The sequence below is a fragment of the Nibrella viscosa genome, from assembly GCF_039541875.1.
GTDB lineage: Bacteria > Bacteroidota > Bacteroidia > Cytophagales > Spirosomataceae > Nibrella > Nibrella viscosa.
In genome coordinates this window covers 1-20,046 of record NZ_BAABHB010000011.1, presented here as the reverse complement: position 1 = coordinate 20,046, position 20,046 = coordinate 1, and the positions used below count along the sequence as shown (strand labels likewise).

23 protein-coding genes are annotated in these 20,046 nt (G+C 54.0%); 15 read left to right on the top strand and 8 right to left on the bottom strand.

Going from position 1 to position 20,046, the window contains the following annotated elements; genetic code table 11:
* Nucleotides 1–99 precede the first annotated feature (99 nt).
* From ABD931_RS21480 to ABD931_RS21460, 5 genes are all read left to right on the top strand, one after another.
* A complete protein-coding gene (locus ABD931_RS21480) occupies nucleotides 100–546 on the top strand; it encodes an ester cyclase (RefSeq protein ID WP_345270013.1) in 447 nt (148 codons plus the stop codon).
* Between the two features lie 55 nt (nucleotides 547–601).
* Nucleotides 602–1,222 (top strand): DinB family protein, encoded by a 621-nt coding sequence (locus tag ABD931_RS21475; RefSeq protein ID WP_345270012.1) that lies wholly within the window; start codon nucleotides 602–604, stop codon nucleotides 1,220–1,222.
* A gap of 256 nt (nucleotides 1,223–1,478) precedes the next feature.
* Nucleotides 1,479–2,876, top strand: a complete 1,398-nt coding sequence (locus tag ABD931_RS21470) for an FAD-binding oxidoreductase (protein WP_345270010.1) — start codon at nucleotides 1,479–1,481, stop codon at nucleotides 2,874–2,876.
* Nucleotides 2,877–3,165: 289 nt separating this feature from the next.
* A complete protein-coding gene (locus tag ABD931_RS21465; protein ID WP_345270009.1) occupies nucleotides 3,166–3,867 on the top strand; it encodes a T9SS type A sorting domain-containing protein in 702 nt (233 codons plus the stop codon).
* A 155-nt stretch (nucleotides 3,868–4,022) separates the two neighbouring features.
* The gene (locus ABD931_RS21460) at nucleotides 4,023–4,511 is read left to right on the top strand and encodes a RidA family protein (protein WP_345270008.1); all 489 of its coding nucleotides are present in this window, start codon (nucleotides 4,023–4,025) and stop codon (nucleotides 4,509–4,511) included.
* 252 nt (nucleotides 4,512–4,763) lie between these two features.
* Here ABD931_RS21460 and ABD931_RS21455 read toward each other — a convergent pair whose 3' ends face one another.
* A complete protein-coding gene (locus ABD931_RS21455) occupies nucleotides 4,764–5,597 on the bottom strand; it encodes an SdiA-regulated domain-containing protein (protein WP_345270007.1) in 834 nt (277 codons plus the stop codon).
* A gap of 101 nt (nucleotides 5,598–5,698) precedes the next feature.
* Entirely contained in the window at nucleotides 5,699–6,049 is a 351-nt protein-coding gene (locus tag ABD931_RS21450) for a hypothetical protein (RefSeq protein ID WP_345270006.1), read from the bottom strand.
* A 460-nt stretch (nucleotides 6,050–6,509) separates the two neighbouring features.
* Here ABD931_RS21450 and ABD931_RS21445 point away from each other — a divergent pair, with 460 nt between their 5' ends.
* The 5 genes from ABD931_RS21445 to ABD931_RS21425 all read left to right on the top strand — a co-directional run bounded on the left by ABD931_RS21445 (nucleotide 6,510) and on the right by ABD931_RS21425 (nucleotide 10,213).
* The gene (locus ABD931_RS21445) at nucleotides 6,510–7,082 is read left to right on the top strand and encodes a PKD domain-containing protein (protein WP_345270005.1); all 573 of its coding nucleotides are present in this window, start codon (nucleotides 6,510–6,512) and stop codon (nucleotides 7,080–7,082) included.
* Between the two features lie 105 nt (nucleotides 7,083–7,187).
* Nucleotides 7,188–8,219, top strand: coding sequence for a nicotinate-nucleotide--dimethylbenzimidazole phosphoribosyltransferase (gene cobT / locus ABD931_RS21440; RefSeq protein WP_345270004.1), 1,032 nt, complete (start codon nucleotides 7,188–7,190; stop codon nucleotides 8,217–8,219).
* 102 nt (nucleotides 8,220–8,321) lie between these two features.
* Nucleotides 8,322–9,104 (top strand): adenosylcobinamide-GDP ribazoletransferase, encoded by a 783-nt coding sequence (locus ABD931_RS21435; RefSeq protein WP_345270003.1) that lies wholly within the window; start codon nucleotides 8,322–8,324, stop codon nucleotides 9,102–9,104.
* On the top strand, nucleotides 9,089–9,667 hold the full coding sequence (gene cobC, locus ABD931_RS21430) for an alpha-ribazole phosphatase (RefSeq protein ID WP_345270002.1): 579 nt from the start codon (nucleotides 9,089–9,091) through the stop codon (nucleotides 9,665–9,667). The genes ABD931_RS21435 and cobC overlap by 16 nt, the downstream gene beginning before the upstream one ends.
* A 24-nt stretch (nucleotides 9,668–9,691) precedes the next feature.
* The gene (locus ABD931_RS21425; protein WP_345270001.1) at nucleotides 9,692–10,213 is read left to right on the top strand and encodes a DUF6580 family putative transport protein; all 522 of its coding nucleotides are present in this window, start codon (nucleotides 9,692–9,694) and stop codon (nucleotides 10,211–10,213) included.
* Between the two features lie 150 nt (nucleotides 10,214–10,363).
* On the opposite strand, the gene ABD931_RS21420 is transcribed toward ABD931_RS21425, so the two are convergent.
* A complete protein-coding gene (locus ABD931_RS21420) occupies nucleotides 10,364–10,717 on the bottom strand; it encodes a hypothetical protein (protein ID WP_345270000.1) in 354 nt (117 codons plus the stop codon).
* Nucleotides 10,718–10,986: 269 nt separating this feature from the next.
* Between ABD931_RS21420 and ABD931_RS21415 the strand changes: the two genes are divergently transcribed.
* Nucleotides 10,987–11,442: a QcrA and Rieske domain-containing protein gene (locus ABD931_RS21415; protein WP_345269999.1), complete on the top strand. Its 456-nt coding sequence runs from the start codon at nucleotides 10,987–10,989 to the stop codon at nucleotides 11,440–11,442.
* Between the two features lie 95 nt (nucleotides 11,443–11,537).
* On the opposite strand, the gene ABD931_RS21410 is transcribed toward ABD931_RS21415, so the two are convergent.
* The gene (locus ABD931_RS21410) at nucleotides 11,538–11,969 is read right to left on the bottom strand and encodes an Hsp20/alpha crystallin family protein (RefSeq protein WP_345269998.1); all 432 of its coding nucleotides are present in this window, start codon (nucleotides 11,967–11,969) and stop codon (nucleotides 11,538–11,540) included.
* A 356-nt stretch (nucleotides 11,970–12,325) separates the two neighbouring features.
* Between ABD931_RS21410 and ABD931_RS21405 the strand changes: the two genes are divergently transcribed.
* Nucleotides 12,326–13,669, top strand: a complete 1,344-nt coding sequence (locus ABD931_RS21405; protein WP_345269997.1) for a tetratricopeptide repeat protein — start codon at nucleotides 12,326–12,328, stop codon at nucleotides 13,667–13,669.
* Between the two features lie 42 nt (nucleotides 13,670–13,711).
* Here the strand turns inward: ABD931_RS21405 and ABD931_RS21400 are convergent, their stop codons facing one another.
* Complete coding sequence (locus tag ABD931_RS21400) at nucleotides 13,712–14,482, bottom strand: AMP nucleosidase (protein WP_345269996.1); 771 nt, start codon at nucleotides 14,480–14,482, stop codon at nucleotides 13,712–13,714.
* 112 nt (nucleotides 14,483–14,594) lie between these two features.
* On the opposite strand from ABD931_RS21400, the gene ABD931_RS21395 reads away from it, so the two are divergent.
* Nucleotides 14,595–15,038 carry a type I restriction enzyme HsdR N-terminal domain-containing protein gene (locus ABD931_RS21395; protein WP_345269995.1) on the top strand — a complete coding sequence of 148 codons (444 nt, stop codon included), beginning with the start codon at nucleotides 14,595–14,597 and terminating at the stop codon, nucleotides 15,036–15,038.
* 107 nt (nucleotides 15,039–15,145) lie between these two features.
* Here ABD931_RS21395 and ABD931_RS21390 read toward each other — a convergent pair whose 3' ends face one another.
* The 3 genes from ABD931_RS21390 to ABD931_RS21380 form a co-directional block, all read right to left on the bottom strand.
* Entirely contained in the window at nucleotides 15,146–15,598 is a 453-nt protein-coding gene (locus tag ABD931_RS21390; RefSeq protein ID WP_345270186.1) for a MarR family winged helix-turn-helix transcriptional regulator, read from the bottom strand.
* 96 nt (nucleotides 15,599–15,694) lie between these two features.
* Nucleotides 15,695–17,647, bottom strand: coding sequence for a BamA/TamA family outer membrane protein (locus ABD931_RS21385; protein ID WP_345269993.1), 1,953 nt, complete (start codon nucleotides 17,645–17,647; stop codon nucleotides 15,695–15,697).
* A gap of 19 nt (nucleotides 17,648–17,666) precedes the next feature.
* Nucleotides 17,667–18,182 (bottom strand): GNAT family N-acetyltransferase, encoded by a 516-nt coding sequence (locus tag ABD931_RS21380; protein WP_345269992.1) that lies wholly within the window; start codon nucleotides 18,180–18,182, stop codon nucleotides 17,667–17,669.
* A gap of 76 nt (nucleotides 18,183–18,258) precedes the next feature.
* Here ABD931_RS21380 and ABD931_RS21375 point away from each other — a divergent pair, with 76 nt between their 5' ends.
* On the top strand, nucleotides 18,259–18,834 hold the full coding sequence (locus ABD931_RS21375; RefSeq protein ID WP_345269991.1) for a Maf family protein: 576 nt from the start codon (nucleotides 18,259–18,261) through the stop codon (nucleotides 18,832–18,834).
* Between the two features lie 117 nt (nucleotides 18,835–18,951).
* Nucleotides 18,952–19,545: a 3-keto-disaccharide hydrolase gene (locus ABD931_RS21370; RefSeq protein WP_345269990.1), complete on the top strand. Its 594-nt coding sequence runs from the start codon at nucleotides 18,952–18,954 to the stop codon at nucleotides 19,543–19,545.
* Nucleotides 19,546–20,046 lie beyond the last annotated feature (501 nt).

The following is a 20,046-nucleotide window of genomic DNA, read 5'->3' as shown; positions in this document are numbered from 1 at the left end:
TGTCCAGGGCAAAACGTCCGTTTTTTACAATCACAGGCGACCACCGGCGCGTAGCTTTGCTGTGTCAATAAGACTAAAACACGCTGAACACATCTTCTCATGGAAACCAAAAACAACGTAGAATCGGTCGTTGAACTGACCCGCAAAGGTACCTGCATCGAATTTTTCTCGGCGTATCAGGATCTGGAGATCGACCGCATGATTGGCCTCTGCGACCCCAACGGCGAAGTCTGGTTCAAGCCCCTCGGCGACGACGGCCGGGGCATTATCGACGGCCTGGGACGCACCCTCTGGACCCTGCTGATGGACTGCTTCCCCGACATCGACAACACCATTGATACGATGGAGACCGAGGGCGATACGGTTATCTGCAAAGTAGCCATCTTTGGCACCCAGGCTAAAGACTTCGCCGGTATACCGAGCAAAGGGCTCCGCTTTAACAGCGACCACATCTTTATCTTCCGCTTCAACGAGGCTGATAAGATTTCCGGCGTTACGATCGATTGGAACCATGAAAGTTTCCAGCGGCAGTTGGGGGCTTTGTAAGCAGCCAGTCAACGCATCCATCCTATCTATGCACAGTCAGGCTTCTGTTTTAACCATGAAATCCGTATTGATTTCTCTTTTCGCCTTATTGGTGAGCCATAGCGCTTTACCCCAGCGGCTCTGGACCAAAGCCGATCAGCAATATCTGCTGGATAATCTCCGCCGTACGCGTGCCGAGCTGATCCGGGAAACCGAAAACCTGACCGACGCGCAATGGCACTTCCGCGAATCGCCCAACCGCTGGAGCATAGGCGAGATTGTGGAGCACCTCGGTTATTGGGAGATGCTGTTTGCCCGTGATATATCGATGGCGATGCGACCCAAGCCCGCACCGGAACTGAACCAGACCTGTGCGCCCGACAGCGTTCATCTGGCGTTTATTATGGAAGAAGCCAAACATATATCGCCAGACTTTTCGCGGCCGCTGGGTTTTATGCGGGGTAAAGATAACCTGCGGTTCTTCCTGAAGCTCCGCGATGAACACATCGGCTTCATGGAAAAGACCGACGCCGACCTGCGGGCTTTTTTCCAGACAACCGCTCCTGACCGGCGACGCAGCGTACACCAGATGTATATTGTTATGTGGGGCCATTGCGACCGCCATATGCGGCAGATTCTTAAGGTCAAAGCACACCCGGATTATCCGAAGGCCACGCAACTGACAACGCAGCGATAAATGTCATATAATCCGTAGCCGTAATTAGGTATGGGGGCGTGACATCAATAGCGGCCGAGTCACGCCTGCTGCGTTTACCCATATTATCGAACGCTGAATACAGCCCGCTGATCGTATGGGGATTACCGTTCACTCAAATCATAGCCGATTTCTGAGTCATTCGGGGCTACGAACCAGAAGCCTTAGCCTTTGGTACTGAAAATCAGTATCTTCAGGTAATCAAATCATTTTTCAGGCTTCCTGATCTCGCTCAGCTATGGACCTCAAAACTGCTTCTGAATTAAGCACCCTTTTGGATGAAGGGGCAATTCAACTGTTCAAGGCAAGCCTACAAGGCCGGCTGCTACGCCCGGATGATGCAGCGTATGATGAAGCACGACACGTTTGGAACGGCACCGTTGACCGGCATCCGGCCATGATCGCCCGCTGCGTGTCTACGGACGATGTGATAAAGGCGGTGAGCTTCGCCCGACGATACGGGTTGTTGCTTTCGGTTAAAGCAGGCGGTCATAATGTGGCCGGCAATGGCGTGTGTGAAGACGGCCTCATGATCGATTTATCGCTCATGAACCAGGTAACGGTAGATCCGGACAAACGAACAGCAGTGGCGGAAGCCGGCGCTTTGTGGAGCGACATGGACCGGGAAACGCAGCGGTATGCCCTGGCCACAACCGGCGGCACGGTATCGCATACGGGCATTGCCGGGCTTACGCTGGGCGGAGGTCTGGGTTGGTTGATGGGCCGGTACGGGCTCTCCTGCGATAACCTTTTATCGGTACAGATCGTCACGGCCGACGCCCGGCTACTCACGGCCAGCCAGACCGAAAACCAAGACCTGTTCTGGGCCGTCCGGGGTGGTGGCGGCAACTTCGGCATCGTTACCTCCTTTGTGTTTCAGCTTCATCCGGTAGGGCCTGACATCCTCGGCGGTATGATCCTTTATCCGATGGAGCAGGCGAAAGAAGTCTTACAGTTCTACCGGGAATTTGCCCGGCGCCAGCCTGACGAGTTTATGCTTTTTGCGGGATTGCTGACTACGCCCGACGGCCTACCAGTCATCGCGCTGCTGATAGGCTGGTTTGGCCCGCTGGATCAGGGGGATGCTCAGCTAAGCGAACTCCGTGCGTTTGGAACGCCTTTAGCCGATCTGGTTCAGGTTATGCCGTATACTCAACTCCAGGGTATGTTCGACGCCGGCATGGCCCACGGCATTCACCGATACTGGAAGTCGGGGTATATCCGTCAGATCAACGATGAATTGATTGGTATAGTGTTGGAAAACGCTGCCAGACGGACATCACCAGACTCAGTCATTTTATTCCTTCACATGAAAGGGACCGCTTCCCGCGTGGCTGCCGAAGAAACAGCGTATGGTTTGCGAAATGATCAGTGGGATTTTGACATTATAGCCCAATGGACTGACCCGAGTGAAGCAGCAAGGCACATAGTCTGGGTTCGTAATTTCTGGAACGCGGTGGAGCCATTCACCCAGGGAGTTTACGTTAACCACCTGGATGAAGAAAGCGGCAATACTGGAGTAAGGGCCGCTTACGGACAAAATTACGGTCGGCTGGTTGATATGAAGACAAAATACGACCCGGACAATTTCTTCCGGATGAACAACAACATTGTTCCTCGCTTACCGGCGAGCTAAACAAATTTCCCACTACTCCCTAAACGTCCCGGGAACCAGTCGGCTGATTCCCGGGACATTTTCCCATTTAGCATAAACCGTTCGCTCAATGCCTGGCGTATTTTCACATCATCGGAAGCTATGGCCGAAAAGTGCTGGTAAATGGCCGGAATTTACTAACCCGTTTCGCCGGACAGCTGGTACATTTGATTAAACAAACCGGCCACATACACTTTACAAGCGTCGGTACGGAACTCCCTAACCACTAAACAACATGGAACTCAATCAATCACCTTAACACTGTAAAGCCATGCGCTTTTACTTCCTCACCCCAAAAATTACCGGTTTCTTTCTTAGCCTGGTACTAGGATTGACCGCTACCGCACCAGCCTGGTCGCAAAGCCCGATCAATTATCTCGACCCCACCCAGCCCAACCGGGGCTACTGGAAACTGTACACCGATCATGCCACGCGCAACACCATTATTCGTCTGTACAACAGCGGCAATGAGCTGGTCTACGAGGAAATCATGCCGGGCCAGTACATAAAGCTGACCGAGCGAACCGTCAGCCGGATCAACGAAACCCTGGAACTGGTAGCAGCCAACAAACTGATCCTGTCGAAAGTAAAAGTGTATGACCTGACGGATGGCTACCAGGCACCGGAGCCGGTCACCGAAAAACCGGAAGGTAGTCCGACTACCGCATCCGCAACGGTTCATACAGATTATGCCATGGTCCAGGTGAACGCCAATATCCTGAAAAAAACTAATTCCCTGCTCGTCCAATGCGATAATCCGGAAAAACGCCGGTTGAAAATTTCGCTGCGGAACAGCAACGGCCAGGTTGTATTCACCCACTCTATGAACAGCGAAAAATACGCGCAGCAATTTGATCTGACCGGTCTGCAACCAGGTACCTATCGGTTGAGCGTTGATTCTCCGTACCGTCACTACCCGTTCCTGTACACGCGGCAGGTTACGGTGGATAAGGGGACGCTGACGGTTAACTAATTGTTAAATACGCCAAAAATCAGACCATTGACCAGATGACTGGCCCAATTCTGATAGTATTTGGCCCAAAATTGATAGGTACGCCGGGGTGGTTTTTTGTAGGTTTGACGAGGTTCTTTCCCGAACCGTTCTCTGAAACCGGAACCTACCTCAAGATGAAAACGATAATTGCCTGGGTCGGTATGGCCCTCATTCTTCTGACTCACTCTACCTGCCAACCTGGAAAAGCCGGTCCTGACGACTCCGGCAACACAAATGGTGCTGCCGAATATTTTAATTTGCATCCCAATCAGCAGAAAGGATATGGCTATACCCGGGCGGTACGCATCGGCAACACGATTCGAATATCCGGAGCCGTTAGCCTGGATGATCAGGGTAACCCCACGTCGGTGGGCGATATGGAAAGTCAGTTAAAGACTATTTACGGCGATCTGCATCAAACGCTCCGGCATTTCGGCTGTACGTTTGATGATGTGGTGGTGGAGCATATCTACACCACCAATATGAATCTGCTGAAGCAATATGCCGGTGAGCGAGCCAGGTATTACAAAACCAGGTATCCGCTCGGATCGTGGCTCGAAGTAAAGCAACTGGCTATACCCGATGTACTGGTAGAAATTGAGCTGGAAGCCGAAAAAAGATAAACGGGTAAACTATCCGAAATTCTGCTTTCTAAGGTAACGAGTACCTTTGGCGTATAGCCGTGGCCTTCCTATAGGTCGGGCCTGGTTCCCGGCAACACAATGCAAAATTAGGATCCGGCGCTACCTTATTCCCTTGACTTTACCTCATCAATGATAGGTTAGGGACCATATAAGGGCTTCTCAGCCTTTATTATGGAAAATGATGCAGTGCAGGGGCGGCTGCCCGACAGTCGCCCACTTGCCTTCTCCGGTCTACTGCCGGTAGAGAAACTTCAGGATGTAGCCGGATTTTCCATCGCCTTCGCTGGCAATATACAGATCGCCGTTGGGCGCAAAACAGATGCCCTCCGGTTGCCGGAACTGCTTCGGGTCGAGTGGTACAGAAGTCAGCAGTTCGCCTTTTGCGTTGGTAACCAGCAACCGCTTGCCCGTCGACGACAGCAAATACCAGTCTCCGCTGATGGGATGCACCGCCAGCCCCGACGGCTTGAAGGCTTTCCCGTCGATACCGGCTTCGTCCAGCCGGCTCTCGGCCATGACCCAGACTTTGTAGACCGTTTTCGTTCGCAGGTCAAAGGAGTAGATTCGTTTTTCACCCCCAAACTTACCGTCTTTGGGCGCCAGCAGCAGCCGGTTGGTTGCCGGCTCATAACCCAGCCCTTCCACCTCGGTGTTGGCCGGCAGGTCTGTGCCGGTCCGGCCAATCTCCGTCGAGCCCGGTTTAAAGCGAAACAGCGTACCGTCACTTTCCAGCACATAGATATTACCGGTGACCCACGCAACATCTTCAAAGTCGCCGAAGCCGCCAAAGCCAAACTCCTCGATCACCTGTTTTCGGCGGGTGTCGTACACATAGACTACGGCTTTCTCATCTTCAACACATAGCAACTGATCGTTTTTGTAGTACGCCAGCCCGGAAATTTCGGTCAGCGCCGGCGGCACGGTATAGCGCTGGTCGGGGGCGGTAAGCTGGTATGGTATCCGGTAAGCGGCAGGCAGCCCGGCATCTGCCGGCTGTCCGGCGGTCTGCCTGGAACGGCAACCCAGGGTCAGTATCCATAATCCAATCCAGAGAAGATGTTTCATAGCGTCAGGAACATGTACCGGCAAAGGTAATCGTAACCCAGCAAAAAGCCCCTTCCGACGGGCAGAAAGGGCTTTAGTCTAGCTGATTTTGTAATGGTTTGCTACGATTTATCTACCTGAAAGTGCAGCCGCACCGTGTACGTCTTCCGGTATTCATTATTGGTCAGGTTCAGCTTTTTACCCAGCAACTGACGGATCAGACTGGCGTTGAGCCGCTCGTCAGCACTAAATACCCTTAGCTGGTCCATCTGACTATCGGCATTTACCTGAAACTGAATCACCACAATACCCCCTAGATTTTTTTCTTTCAAGACTTCCGGACGAGTAAGGTAAGCCACGAGTTGTTCTTCGCAGCTCCGTATCTGTTTGTCCCCTTCTTTCGTATGCGCCAGAGCACCCTGAACCCCACAGAAAAGGCTCATAACCGCCAGGAGAATTGTGATCTTTTTCATGGTAGCTGATCGTTATGGGATCAATGGGCAGGGTAGCGCTTCGCTTACCAATGCCTAAGCAATATTATGCAATTGTTATGTCAATGTTAAGTGAATGTTAAGAAATTTTTCGGCGCTATGGCTGTTTACAACCTGTTGTTGACGGAACGGGGCTATTCCCTACCGAAAAACGTGCGCTTAGGGTTAAGCCGCCGGCGTGAGCGGTATGGGCTGGCAGGGGTGTCGCAAACCGGTAAATAGATCGACAAGATATGCCTAATCCAGCAACAGGCGTTGTTTTTAAACCGGTTACCGGGGTTCTATCGTTGGCCATACCCCTATTCGTCAATGCGTATTTTCTCCCGTCCTGCTGATTCTGGCCGGGTTCTTCGGATCTACCGCCAGCTACGCCACCCACGTACGGGCCGGTGAAATCACCACCCGGCGTCTGTCGACCACCGCGCTGACGTACGAAGTCACGTTGACCGTTTACTACGATGTGGTTGGCGGAGCGGGTGCGGCCCGTAATCAGGAAACGGTTATGTTCTGTTTCGGCGACGGTACCACACAGGATGTCCGGCGGCTGCCCCCCCGGAATATCAATTCTAACACAACCATCAACATTTACCGGACGACCCACACCTACCCAGCCCCCGGCACCTACACGATCTCGGCCGATATTTTTGCCCGCAACGGCGGCACCCTGAATATCCAGAATCCGCTGGGCACCTCCTTTTACGTCGCCACAACCATTCAGGTGAATGCGGCCCTGGGCCTCAACAGCCCCCCGTGCTACTCAACCCACCCCTGCCCGCCGGTGCTGAGTCTGGCCCCGCTGGACTGTGCCGCCCTGAGCGATGAGCGCTTCTGCAGCCAGAGCAGCATCAGCAACAACCTGAACTGGAACGGCAAGACAACGGCGGGTCAGGATCTGGCCTCGGGTTTGTACTACTATCAGGTGAGGGTGCGCTTTGCCAGTGTGAGCCGCAATGCGCCCCCGCTGGTGCAGAAAGGCTGGATTCAACTGCTCCGCGATGGACTAAGGCTGCGGTAGGTGCTGGAGAAGGCTGAATCAGCCGGCCTGACAACTGGTGGTGACCCGACCATCGGGAATCAAAAACTTATTCCGATACTTGTAGCTGCAATTGTCAGATTTCGTATGGCCATTCCCCCAGTAGAACGTTCGCTGACCGGAGCTATCCGGCAAAAAATAGATCAGAAAACCAAACCCACAGGCTCCCTCGGCCGGCTGGAAGATATAGCCACCCAAATTGCCCTGATCCAGCAAACACTTACCCCGGCACTCAGCAACCCGCACATCCTGGTCTTTGCCGGCGACCACGGTCTGGTTGCCGAAGGGATCAGTGCTTACCCGCCCGAAGTTACCTACCAGATGGTGCAGAATTTCATGGCCGGTGGTGCGGCCATCAACGTATTCTGCAAACAGAATGGTCTTAACCTGCTGATCTGCGATGTAGGCGTAAATGGCACCTTTGCCGAAAACACGCAAACCTTTGTCAAGTTTAAGATCCGGCCCGGCACCCGCAATATGCGCTTTGAGCCCGCCATGACCCGCGACGAGTGCGAAGCGGCCCTGGATGCCGGCCGGACGCTGGTGAACGGCGTGGCCTACCGGGGCTGCACCATCGTGGGCTTCGGGGAAATGGGCATCGGCAATACCTCGGCCGCGTCGCTGCTGATGCACCGGCTGACGGGCCTGCCGCTGGATCAGTGCGTAGGCGCGGGTACCGGACTGGATGAGGCCGGTGTTGCTCATAAGACTGCCATTTTACAGGAAGTGGCAACCCGCTACGCCGGTCTGACCGATTTAATAGACCTGCTGTCGGCTATGGGAGGTTTGGAAATTGCGGCCCTCACGGGGGGTATGCTGCAGGCCGCCGAAAACGGCATGGTCATTCTGGTGGATGGGTTTATCAGTACGGCCGCCCTGCTGGTAGCGCACGCCCTGGAGCCCGCCATCCTGGATTACTGTATTTTCTGTCATCAGTCCGACGAAGCGGGCCACCGCCGGATGCTCGAATACCTGAACGCCCGCCCCCTGCTTACACTTGGTATGCGCCTGGGCGAAGGGTCCGGTGCCGCGCTGGCTTTTCCCATCATCGACTCCGCCGTGCAGATGCTCATCGAAATGGCCTCCTTTGGGCAGGCCGGCATTAGTCAGAAGGGTTAAATTAGTTTGAAGTTTAACGTTTGACGTTAAAAGAGCGGTATCGCTTAAAGCGTGCGTCAGTCAAACGTTAAACCTCAAACCTCAAACGTCAAACCTCAAACCATGCTCAACCTCTTCTACACCGCCGTCATGTTCTACACCCGCATTCCGGTGCCAAACGGAATCGACCATTCGGAGGATAGGCTGAACCGGGCGACAGTCTTCTTTCCGCTGATCGGGTGGATTGTGGGCGGTATTGCCGTGTGTGTGTATGGGGTGGGCTCGGTGCTGTTTCCGCCGGAACTGGCCGTGTTGCTCAGCATGGCAGCAACAGTCTGGACCACCGGCGCGTTTCACGAGGACGGCTTTGCCGATGTGTGCGACGGCTTCGGCGGGGGCTGGTCTAAACCGCAGATCTTAACCATCATGAAAGATAGTCGGGTGGGTACCTACGGCGTGGTCGGCCTGGGCCTGCTGCTGGCTGTCAAGTTCTTTGCCGTTAAGGCTATATTTACCACAGAGGTCTTCGGCTGGGCGGTTGCGCTGAAAATGCTGGCGGCCCACAGCCTGAGCCGGCTCACGGCGGTAACCATCATTGCCGGTCTGCCCTACGCCCGCGAAGACGCCGACAGCAAGGTAAAGCCGATAGCCAAAGGTATTACCGGCGGGCAGTTGCTGGTGGCCGCGCTGATTGGTTTGCTCCCGCTGCTGGCACTGGTGGTTTATACGGGCCTGTGGCTTTACCTGACGTTTCTGCTGCCGCTGGTGGGGCTGCGCTGGTGGCTTATCCGGTTTTTCCGGCGCTGGATCGACGGTTACACCGGCGATTGCCTGGGCGCCACGCAGCAACTTGCCGAAGTAGTTGTGTACCTTTCCTTTGTTGCGTTTCTATGGACATCTATCTGATCCGGCATACCGAAGTGACCGTGGGCCGGCGCATCTGCTACGGGCAGGCCGATGTAGAACTGGCCGCTAATTACCCCCAGCAGCGCGACCGGCTGAGTGCCCTGCTACCCGGTAAGCCGGTGGCTGTTTTTTCGAGTCCGCTGAGCCGGTGCCGCCACCTGGCCGAAGCCCTGCACCCCGACATCCGATTCGATGACCGGCTGAAGGAGTTCAACTTCGGCGACTGGGAGATGCAGGCGTGGTCGGCCATACCCTCCCACCTGCTCGACCCCTGGATGGCCGATTTTGTGAACCACCGTGTGCCCAACGGCGAAACCTTCCAGGAACTGTTTGACCGGGTTGCCGCATTCTGGCACGATACCATACTGCCGCTAACGACCGGCGAACCGGATTCGGCAGCACCTGTATACGTTGTTACGCACGGTGGTGTAATCCGGGCTTTGCTGTGTTTATTTTTGGAACTATCTTTGCGGAACGCGTACCGGATTCACCTCGATTACGGTTCCGTAACAAAACTGATCGCGAACGGTTCTACCTATACGATCCAATACATCAACCGCTAATGTTTGCTTCGGCACCTTATTTGTATGAAACCTTTCCATATTCGTCTGATTACCCTTTGCGTACTGGTTCTGCTGACGGCGCTGACCCGCCTGCTGCCCCACCCGCCTAACTTCGCGCCGGTGGCGGCTCTGGCGTTGTTCGGCGCAGCTTTGTTTGAGCGGAAAGTAATTGGTCTGCTGGCCCCGTTTGCGGCCATGCTGCTGAGTGATGCCCTGATCGGCTTTCACGGTCTGATGGCGTACGTCTACGGTAGTTTTGCGCTGAGCTGGCTGCTGGGACTCTGGATACGCAAAAACCCAACGGTGCCGGTCATCGGGGCGGCCTCGCTGCTATCGTCGGTGCTGTTTTTCCTCATTACTAATTTTGGCGTGTGGTATGGCAGTGCGTATTACCCACAAAACGGGGCCGGCCTGCTGGCCTGCTACGTAGCCGCCCTGCCGTTCTTCCAGTACTCGGTGCTGGGCGATCTGGTATACACCGCCGTTTTGTTTGGCGGATACTACCTGCTGCAACAGCGCTACACGGCACTGCGGCCGGCCCGGTAAACCAGCCATTTTTCGTACCAATAAAATCGCCGGTTGTGTCTGCAACCGGCGATTTTATTGGTACCCCTCTGTTTGCTAAAGGGCCTTCTGAACACATCGCTCCGGATAGATAAGCATTCGGGCCGGTACGTCATTGCCTGCCCGGAAGCCTTAACCGGCTAAACCCTGCAAAACGTTGATAAGTATGATGATCAGATGAGCCAATGCGCTTAGGGTAAACATCCGGAATATAAACCTCACGGGCAATGCCGCCAGCACCGGAACCAGCACCACCAGAAAGCCCAGCATGCTGACAAGGAACTGCCAGTCGCCCCCGCCGAAATAAGCCATAGTCAGCAATAATGCCGGGGAAAGAATACACCCCTGAACAGCCAGGGCCGAAGCCGCCCAGCCAATTCGGTTGAATTCGGCCTTAGCTACGTAATCAGCGTATTGGGCCGGCCAGTTTGCTTTCTGCGAATGAGGACCTGTGTATACCGTCGATGCGTGTGAAACAGTTGCCATATTGTTGTCTGTTTTTTGTCTTTTTATCTGATGGCACAAAATTACCCCCCACCCGCTGGTCGGAACATGACGCGAATCAGGACCAAGGCTGACTGTGGTTAACCAGCCATTTCCTGCGTGATTTTCGAGTAAGCTGCGGCTGATAGTCAATGTCCGGACTATCCTGCTTTGGGTCGTCGGCAACACCGGCCGGTATAAAGAAAAAAAGCGATTCTCGTACGCAACATATAGCAGAATTTGAGCGTATTGGCAGTACTAACCTACCACCTATGCAAACCGACAACGAATCCATCAGCCGTCTGGCCTTTCTGAAGCAATTAGGCCTGAGCGGCTCGGCGCTGCTGGCTTTTTACTGCGCCGGCACCCTGATGTCCTGTTCCAAATCTGATATGGATGTGGAGCCTCTCGATGCAAATGGCATTACTCTGGATTTGACCACGCCGGCGTATGCCAGCTTAAAAACCATTGGGAGTTACACCTATTCCGGCAACATTCTGGTGGCGCGTATCAAAAACGGCAGCTACATTGCTCTATCTAAAAAGTGTACCCACGAGGGGTCTACGGTACAGTATATTGCCAGTTCCGACAGCATTAATTGCCCAAACCACGGTGCCCGCTTCTCGACCACGGGCGCGGTCACGCAGGGACCGGCTACGCGGTCTCTAACCCAGTACAAAACAACCGTCAGTGCCGACGGAAACAGCCTGCTCATTACCAACGCCTGATTTAGCCGACACTCGTGAAAACAAACAGAGGCCACACCCGTCCGGGTCGTGGCCTCTGTTCACCGCACCTGATTCAACAAACTTTCCGGTCAGCTTCAGGCTACGGTAATCTCCTTTGGCTGTTCTTCTTTCACTTCAACTTTCGGCAGGTCCAGTTTCAGGATACCGTCGACATAGGTGGCCTGAATCTGCCCGACATCAACTGTTTTTGGCAGACGGAAAGACCGCTCAAACGCCAGAAGGCCAAACTCCTTACGGGTATAAGTCCCAACCGTTTCGTCGGTGTTCTGCTCCTGCCGGAACGAGATGGTCAGCGTGTTCTTGTGGACGCTTACCTTGAAATCTTCTTTCTTCAGGCCGGGAGCGGCTACTTCGAGGTGGAACGCGCCATCGTCTTCTTTGACATTGACGGCCGGCGTGTGGACATACCCGTTGCCGCGATAAGTCGGGCGGTTGTAATAATTGTTCAAGGCCATCAGGCGATTGACCAGTGCCGGTACGGTATTATAACGAACTAACGTAGTCATAGCTGTTGTGTGAGGTTTTCGTTGCTAATCGAATACGCCTATTGGTAATCAACTAAAGAGCCAAACCCGCTTCCCATCCCAATCCAGACAAAATGTCACTAAAATTCCATGTAAGGGCCAGAAGTACAGCCATTTTGACACATTTAATTCAAACATACCTGCCGGAATGGTTATAAAGTCTTCGGTTTACCAACAGCAGTCCGGCACCTCATCGGATGCTGTGGTGGAGTACCTGATTATGTGGCCGTACCTCTCAGCCAAAATTTAACAATATCTCTGTTTGGCCGCTACCAACATTAGGCCTAATTTTATAGGCTAAAGTTTGTTACCTACCACAACTTACGTACTTGTCACCTATGAAACAATTTCTCCTGCCGCTGTCTGCTTTATTGGTAGTCGCCGGCCTGAACGGCTCTGCCCTGGCCCAACAGTCGGCCGCCGACTATTTTGAAAACGGTATCGCCAAGAGTAAGTCGGGTGATTTTCCGGGTGCGCTACAGGCCTTCAGCATGGCCATTACTATAAACCCCGAAAACTCGGCCAGTTACTACAACCGGGGGTTGGCCAAAGCCAATCTGAAAGATCACCGGGGGGCCATTCTGGATTATGACCGGGCCATCGAACTGAACCCGAAAGATGCTCTGGCCTATCTCAGCCGGGGGGTCAGCAAAAGCAAGCAGGAAGATCACCGGGCGGCCCTGATGGATTTCAGCCGGGCCATTGAGTTAAATCCGGATGATCCGCAGGCGTATTTCAACCGGGGCGCCAGCCGCAGCCGCCTGGATCAATACCGGGGGGCGCTTCAGGACTTCAGCAAAACGATTGAGCTGGAACCCACGAATGCCAACGCCCTGTACGCCCGTGGCCTTACCAAACAAAAGCTGGAGGACTACGCCAGTAGCCTGGCCGATTTTTCCAAAGTAATCGATATGAACCCGAAACGCGCCCAGGCGTTTGCGGGTCGGGCCGTTTCCAAAATAGAGTTAGGAGATTTTAGCGGAGCCGTTGCCGACCTCAACAAAGCCATTGAACTAAACGCGCAGGACGCCGACTCATACTACTACCGGGGCTTTGCCAAAAGTAAACTCGACGATTACAAATCGGCCTACGCCGACTACGACCGCGCCATTGCCCTGAACGGAGCCGATTTCCGGGCGTATTACGGCCGGGGGTTTACCCGTAGCAAACTGGGCGATCAGAAAGGATCTATTCAGGACTTCAACTCCGCTATTGAACTCAATAATGAGAACATGGAGAGCGGCAAAGTACTGTACAGTGGCCGCCTGAACCGGGCCGCGCTCGATAACCTGCGCAATGCCGTGCAGGAACGCAATAAGATCAATGATCTAACTGCCGAACGGTCGGAAGCCTATTTTAGCCGGGCGGTCAGCAAAAACAAGCAGGGCGATGCCAAAGGAGCCATTGTGGATTTAAACAAAACTATTGAGCTAAACCCCACGTACGCCGAAGCGCATTTCACCAGAGGGATAATTAAATCGGCGCAGGGCGACCAGAAAGGGGCTATTATGGACCTCAGCAGCGCCGTAAAACTGAACCCGCGCTATGGTGAAGCGTACTATGTCCGGGGTATTATCAAGCACAGCCTCGGCGACGAAAACGGCGGCTGCCTCGACCTCAGCAAAGCCGGCGAAGTTGGGTACACGGCGGCTTATAAGGTCATTAGCGAGTACTGTAATTGAGATTTGAGTAATAAAAAAGGACCGCTGAGCGGTCCTTTTTTATTACTCAAATCTCAAATGCTTGACGGATTCGCCGGAGCTGGCGAGTTCGATCAGAGAGTCGATGCCGATCTGCAGGTGGGCTTCAACAAAGGAGGAGGTCACGCGCTTGTCGCTTTCTTCGGTTTTTACGCCTTCAGGTACCAGCGGATTATCCGATACTAACAACAGGGCACCGTGCGGAATGGAATTGACGAAACCAACGGTAAAAATGGTGGCGGTTTCCATATCGATTGCCATTGCCCGGATTTCCCGCAGGTATTCCTTAAATTCTTCGTCGTGTTCCCAGATCCGGCGGTTGGTCGTGTACACGGTGCCGGTCCAGTAATCGAGTTCGTGGCGTTTAATAATGGAGGATACCGAACGCTGTAGCCGGAACGACGGCAGCGCGGGTATTTCGGGCCGCATGTAATCATTGCTGGTCCCCTCGCCCCTGATAGCGGCAATGGGCAGTACCAGATCCCCTACCTGCGTCTTCTTCAGCCCACCGCATTTCCCCAGAAACAGCACCGCTTTAGGGCGAATAGCCGATAGCAGATCCATCACGGTAGCGGCCATGGCACTGCCCATCCCAAAGTTGATAATGGTGATATTCACGGCCGTAGCCGTCTGCATAGCCCGGCCCATGCCGTGGATCTCTACCCCAAACTTAGTGGCAAACAGCTCAACGTAGTTAATAAAATTGGTCAGTAGTATATACTCCCCAAACTGGTCGATCGGCGTGCCGGTATAGCGCGGCAGCCAATTCTGTACAATCTCGTCTTTGGTTTTCATAGGATAGAGAGTGAATGAGCGAACGAGTGAATGAGTAGAAGCGGACATTGGAATGGGCAAGTTTTCCACCGCTCTTTCACTCTTTCATTCTTTCGCTCTTTATCTTTGGCGCATGGAAACGTTGAATCTGCCCGCCTTTGACTACAAAATTAAGCAGATCGAGGGGAAACCGTATATTTTTGATGCGCTGCGCCGGAAATACGTGCGCATTACGCCCGAAGAATGGGTACGGCAGCATATAGTACACCTCCTGATAACCCACTACCTGTACCCAAAGGCCCTGATCCGGACAGAGGGTGGACTTACGCTGAATCAGCTCCAGAAGCGGACCGATGTGCTGGTGTTTGACCGGCAGGGAAAACCATTTTTACTGATAGAGTGTAAAGCGCCCAGTGTAGCCCTCACGCAGGCTGTGTTCGACCAGATTGCCCGGTATAACCATGTTCACCAGGCCCCTTACCTGGTGGTTACCAACGGACTAACGCACTACTGCTGCGGCATCGATCACGAAACGGCCACGGTTCGCTTTCTCGACGACTTCCCTGCTTTTGTATAGATACCCCCCCGAACACCAGACCCGGTCGGGGCCACGCCACGAAACGGGGTGTCCTTCGCCGAACACCTTTTTAAGAGTCGGCAGATAATCCGAAATCCCCAATCAGATCATTCGTCGGAACCCCGCAGTTTGTCGAGCATCTGGCTAAGCTGAACGGCCTCGTCTTCCGACAGCGTTTTCAGCCGGTCTTCCCACTGCTGGGTATCCAGTTGTTTTAGTAAGTTCAGGCCCTTCTGGGTTATTACCACATCGACCGCCCGGCGGTCGCTGGGGCATTCGGTGCGATCCACCAGTTTTTTGGCCACCAGTTTATCCACCAGCCGGGAGGCATTGGACATTTTATCGAGCATCCGCTCGGTAATGTCGCTTACCTTGACCGGATTGGGGTACTGGCCGCGCAGGATGCGCAACACATTGTATTGCTGGAGGGTAATACCGTGGGGTTTTAGCAGGCGCGTCTGGTGGTCGCACACCCAGTTGTTGGTGTACATCAGGTTTACCACCAGCCGATGGAACGGCGAGCGAAAGGACGTTTGCTTTATATCTTTCTCGATGGACATAGCTTCAGAAAAAGGTCTCATGCGTAGTTGTTGTTTACAGTCAGCAAATTTGTGTATTTACATTTAATGTAACAACATTTCTACGCCTTAGGTTCGTTATTGGTAGGGAACGATAGCCGGTGCCGATATATCAAAGTCTCTGAATCTCAGCGTCGGAATACCTTCAAAAGCAGTCCGGAACGCATACGGGTTGTTCGGAATATTAGGGTACCACGTCAGCCGGATCTGAAAGCTGTTGAAGGTCAGGTTTTCGTTCCGGAGCCGGATACCGATTCCGTAGGCCTGGTACAGAGGACTCTGCAGAAAGGCCCGGTCGCTGAAACTGATAAGCCCCACATTAGCAAAGGTGATAAAAGCCGCCCGAAACCCAATCAGATTCAGACGCGAAAATAAAACATTTTCGTAACCAACCAGTAATCGCCTGGTACCGATCAGTGCGTCGTTGGTCAGGCCAATACCGTCGCGCCCGCTGAGCGTAATGTATTCATTGTTGAACCGGTCCATTCCGATGGTGATCCGGGCGTTAAAAAAATGCCGCATATGGCCCCAGGGAATAGCCTGCAACGGACTAAAATAATTCGTGGTTAACGAGAACAAGCCCTGCTGCTGTCGTTTCAGGCGGTAAAACGTACCGGCGTTGATCAGCGTATACAGATAGCCGACTTTTCGGATATATTGCCCCCTCGACAAATTCAGGCCCACGTACACCCGCTCGCCCAGTTCGGCATTATCGACCCCGCCGATGAGCGAGATCAGGCTGCCAACGGGTACGTCTTCCGTCCGGCCGAAGCCGTAGATCAGCACATCACGGACATACTTACGCTGCGAGTACCCCACACTGAACAGCGTGGTGCGGCTGTTCTGGTACAACTGGTTGGTATCGGCCCCGACCTCCGGGCGTACCAGGTAGGTGTAGCGGGTCATGCGCCCGGCCACTACCAGCCGTGCCCGCTCCTGCTCCTGTGGGTTGCCAAAAAACATTTTGAACGAGCGGCCAAACCAGACATCGCTGTAATTGTAACTAATCGGAAACGAAGCGGCTGTATCCAGTTGGTTGTTCCGCAGCAGCCGGTTCCGTATTTTGTAGTGGCCCAGTTCCAGCGAACCGGCGTATTTGGTTTCGGGGGTCAGAAACGGCCGGAACACCTTGGCGGAGAACTGCTTCCAGTCCCGGAAATACAGCAGATCAGCCTGAGCGGTCAGAAACGTTTTCCCAATATAGGGCACCGTATACCGGGCCTGGTACTCGGCACGCTGCAAGGGGTCTTTGCCATTGTAAAAAAACTGCGTTTTCAGCGTATGCCCCAGCCCGCGTACGTTCCGCTGTTCAAGCCCAACGCTGAAGCGGTCCAGTCCCCCCACACTACCGTCGGCCAGCAGCGACCAGACATCCTGCGTAATCACGTATACATCCACAAACTCCCGGCTGCCTTCGCGGGGGACCACCAGAATACGGGCGTCGACAAACACCGGCAGGTTTCGCAGCAGCCGTTCGTTATCACGCAGCATGTCGGGCTCTACCCGATCGCCCTCCCGAAACAGAAGGTACGACCGCCGGATCACGCCCTCCTGCGTATTAATATGAACGCGGTTAGCGAAGCGCTCAAACCAGCTATGCGGTTGCCGGAGGGTATCGTACACACTCTGTCCGAATACGCCCAGCCGCCGGACATAAATGGTACCGATTACTTTACCGGCATAGGCTCTAAACGGATTTTCTTCAATGACGTTTACCTCCTCCACCTCGGTACTGTTATACACGTCATGGATAAAGGCGTTGTACAGCTCTCGGGTTAGCCGGTGGCGGTACATTTTCTGCTTCAGCGTGGTGTAAAACAGACTGTCGCGGGCTTTAGTGGCACTGTCGATCTTCGGTTCAACCACTTGCGTAGGATAAGCAGCCGCTCCCGAATCTGCCGGCACTTTATTGTTTGTCGGGGCCGATCCCCCGCTACCGGTCTGGGCCAGGCAAAGCGTACCGGATAGCCATATCCATACTATCCAGAGCCGGCCGAGCCAGATCTGGCAGTTGATCGTATGATTATCCAAGTACTTGTTGTCCACTTGCTTATAACGATTTGTGCAGCCAATAGTCACGCTGCCGTTCGGGGCCAAATTGAAAATAATGCCAGCCAAACGGCTCAAATCCTATTTTCCGGTAAAAAGCCAGTGCCCGCTGATTTCGCTCCCAGACGCCCAGCCACACGGCTTTGTAGCCCTCGACCCTCGCCTGCTCCAGGCAATAGTTCATCAGCTGCCGGCCCAGCCCCTGCCCCAGACAAGCCTGGCGCAGGTAAATCCGCTGAATCTCCAGCGCCCGTCGCTCCCGCATCCGGCGGGGTGGCGCGTGGCGGTACAGCCGGGCGTAGCCGAGGCTTTCGCCGGCCGGGGTTTCCAGCAGCAGATACGTCGAACGCGGATCAGCCAGTTCCTGCCGGAGTATCGGCACCGAATAGGTGTCCTGAATATACGCGTCGACCAGTTCGGCTGGATTGTGGGGTGGCCCGAAAGATTCCTGCATAGTGTCAATGGCAAGACCGGTCAGGACTTCGGCATCCTCAATGGTGGCGTGGCGAATGTGCATCAGATTAGGCAATAACTCTCTAAAATACGACAAAAGCCGGTAACTACTACTACCTTTGCCGGACTGATTTTTAGCTATGCTTACCTTACGCTACCCGCTGGTTCTGGCGTCGGGCTCTCCCCGGCGCAGACAACTGATGACCGATGCCGGCTTTGCCTTTACCATTGAAATCCGCCCGACCGACGAAGCCTTTCCGGTCGATATGCCCGCCGGCGAGGTGGCCGAGTACCTGGCCCGGCAAAAAGCCGAACAGTTCCGCCCCGACCTGGGCCGGCGAATCGTGCTCTGCGCCGATACGGTGGTCATTCTGGATAAAACGATCCTGAACAAACCGGCCGATGAGGCCGACGCCTACCGGATGCTGAAACAATTGTCGGGCCGTAGCCATCGGGTCCGCACGGGTGTGTGCATCCTGACCCCCGACGATACCATCTCGTTTACCGACGAAACCACCGTTCACTTTGCCCACCTCACCGACGATGAGATTGCCTACTACATCCGCGAATGCCGCCCGTTCGACAAAGCCGGGGCTTATGGGGCGCAGGATTTTATCGGGCTCGTCGGCATAGACCGGCTGGAGGGTTCGTTTTATACGGTCATGGGTCTGCCCACCCACCGGGTGTACCAGGCGCTGAAGAAGTTTGAGGTTTAACGTTTGAGGTTTGTGCGTCAGCAACCTAGACCATGAAACCTGAAACAGTTGAACGTCTGCCTTGCGTTTTATCGCGTAAAACAGGTATTTTACCACCTTAATTAACTCCCTAACCGAATGAAAACCTATTTGATTGCCGTACTGGCGCTGGCGTTTGTAGCCTTTACGGCTCCCAAGAAAGTAAAGTTGTTCAACGGCAAAGACCTGACCGGCTGGAAGATCTACGGCACCGAAAAGTGGTACGTCGACAACGGCGAACTGATCTGCGAAAGCGGCCCGGACAAAGGCTACGGTTACCTGGCCACCGACAAATTTTACAAGGATTTTGACCTCACCGTAGAGTTTAAGCAGGAAGCCAACGGCAACAGTGGCGTCTTTTTCCGCTCCACTATCGAGGGCACCAAAATCAGCGGCTGGCAGGTAGAGGTAGCCCCGCCGAACCACGATACGGGCGGCATCTACGAATCGTACGGCCGCGGCTGGCTGCATCAGATTCCGCAGTCCAAAGAAAATATTTTGAAACCCGGCGAGTGGAACAAACTGCGTATCCGGGTCCAGGGCGACCACGTGCAAACCTGGCTGAACGGCAAAGCGATGGTAGACATGGGCGACGACAAGATTGCCAAGGCCAACGGCTCTATCGCGTTGCAGATCCACGACGGGGGCGGCATCAAAGTCCGCTGGCGGAATCTGGTGCTGGAAGAACTGTAGTTCACCTAATAACCCTTTTACCGAACGGGCATCACCAACCGAACAACGCGTAACGTATTGTTCGGTGAGTAATGTCCGTTCGGTTTTTTGCTGCTTTTGACTGGGCGATAGTGCGATAAGGGCTACTACATTGGAGAGTAACCATAGAGTATGCGCACGTAACGGCCAACAAAATCAGCACCCTCAAAAGTCCGCTGGATGATCTGTAGGCGTGTGCCGCCGAAGCAGCGGACAGAGTTGGGCCAGGCGGTAGAAACGTCCATTTAGGGAGTAGCCCTGGGTGTACCGTAAGACAATGTAATTGCTGCGGATGGAGCCTCTTGAATCGTACCAAAAGGGAGCAGGTTCCCCCTCGATATCCTACACTCGTACGATGGGTGCATTCCAAAGTGTCGTAGTGCGCTTTGTTCATGTGTAACTATGCGGCCATGGAGTAGCTACCAGGCTCAATAAGGGCTTTGACCAATGGCCACCGACCACTCATCCAGCAACTCCGCAGAT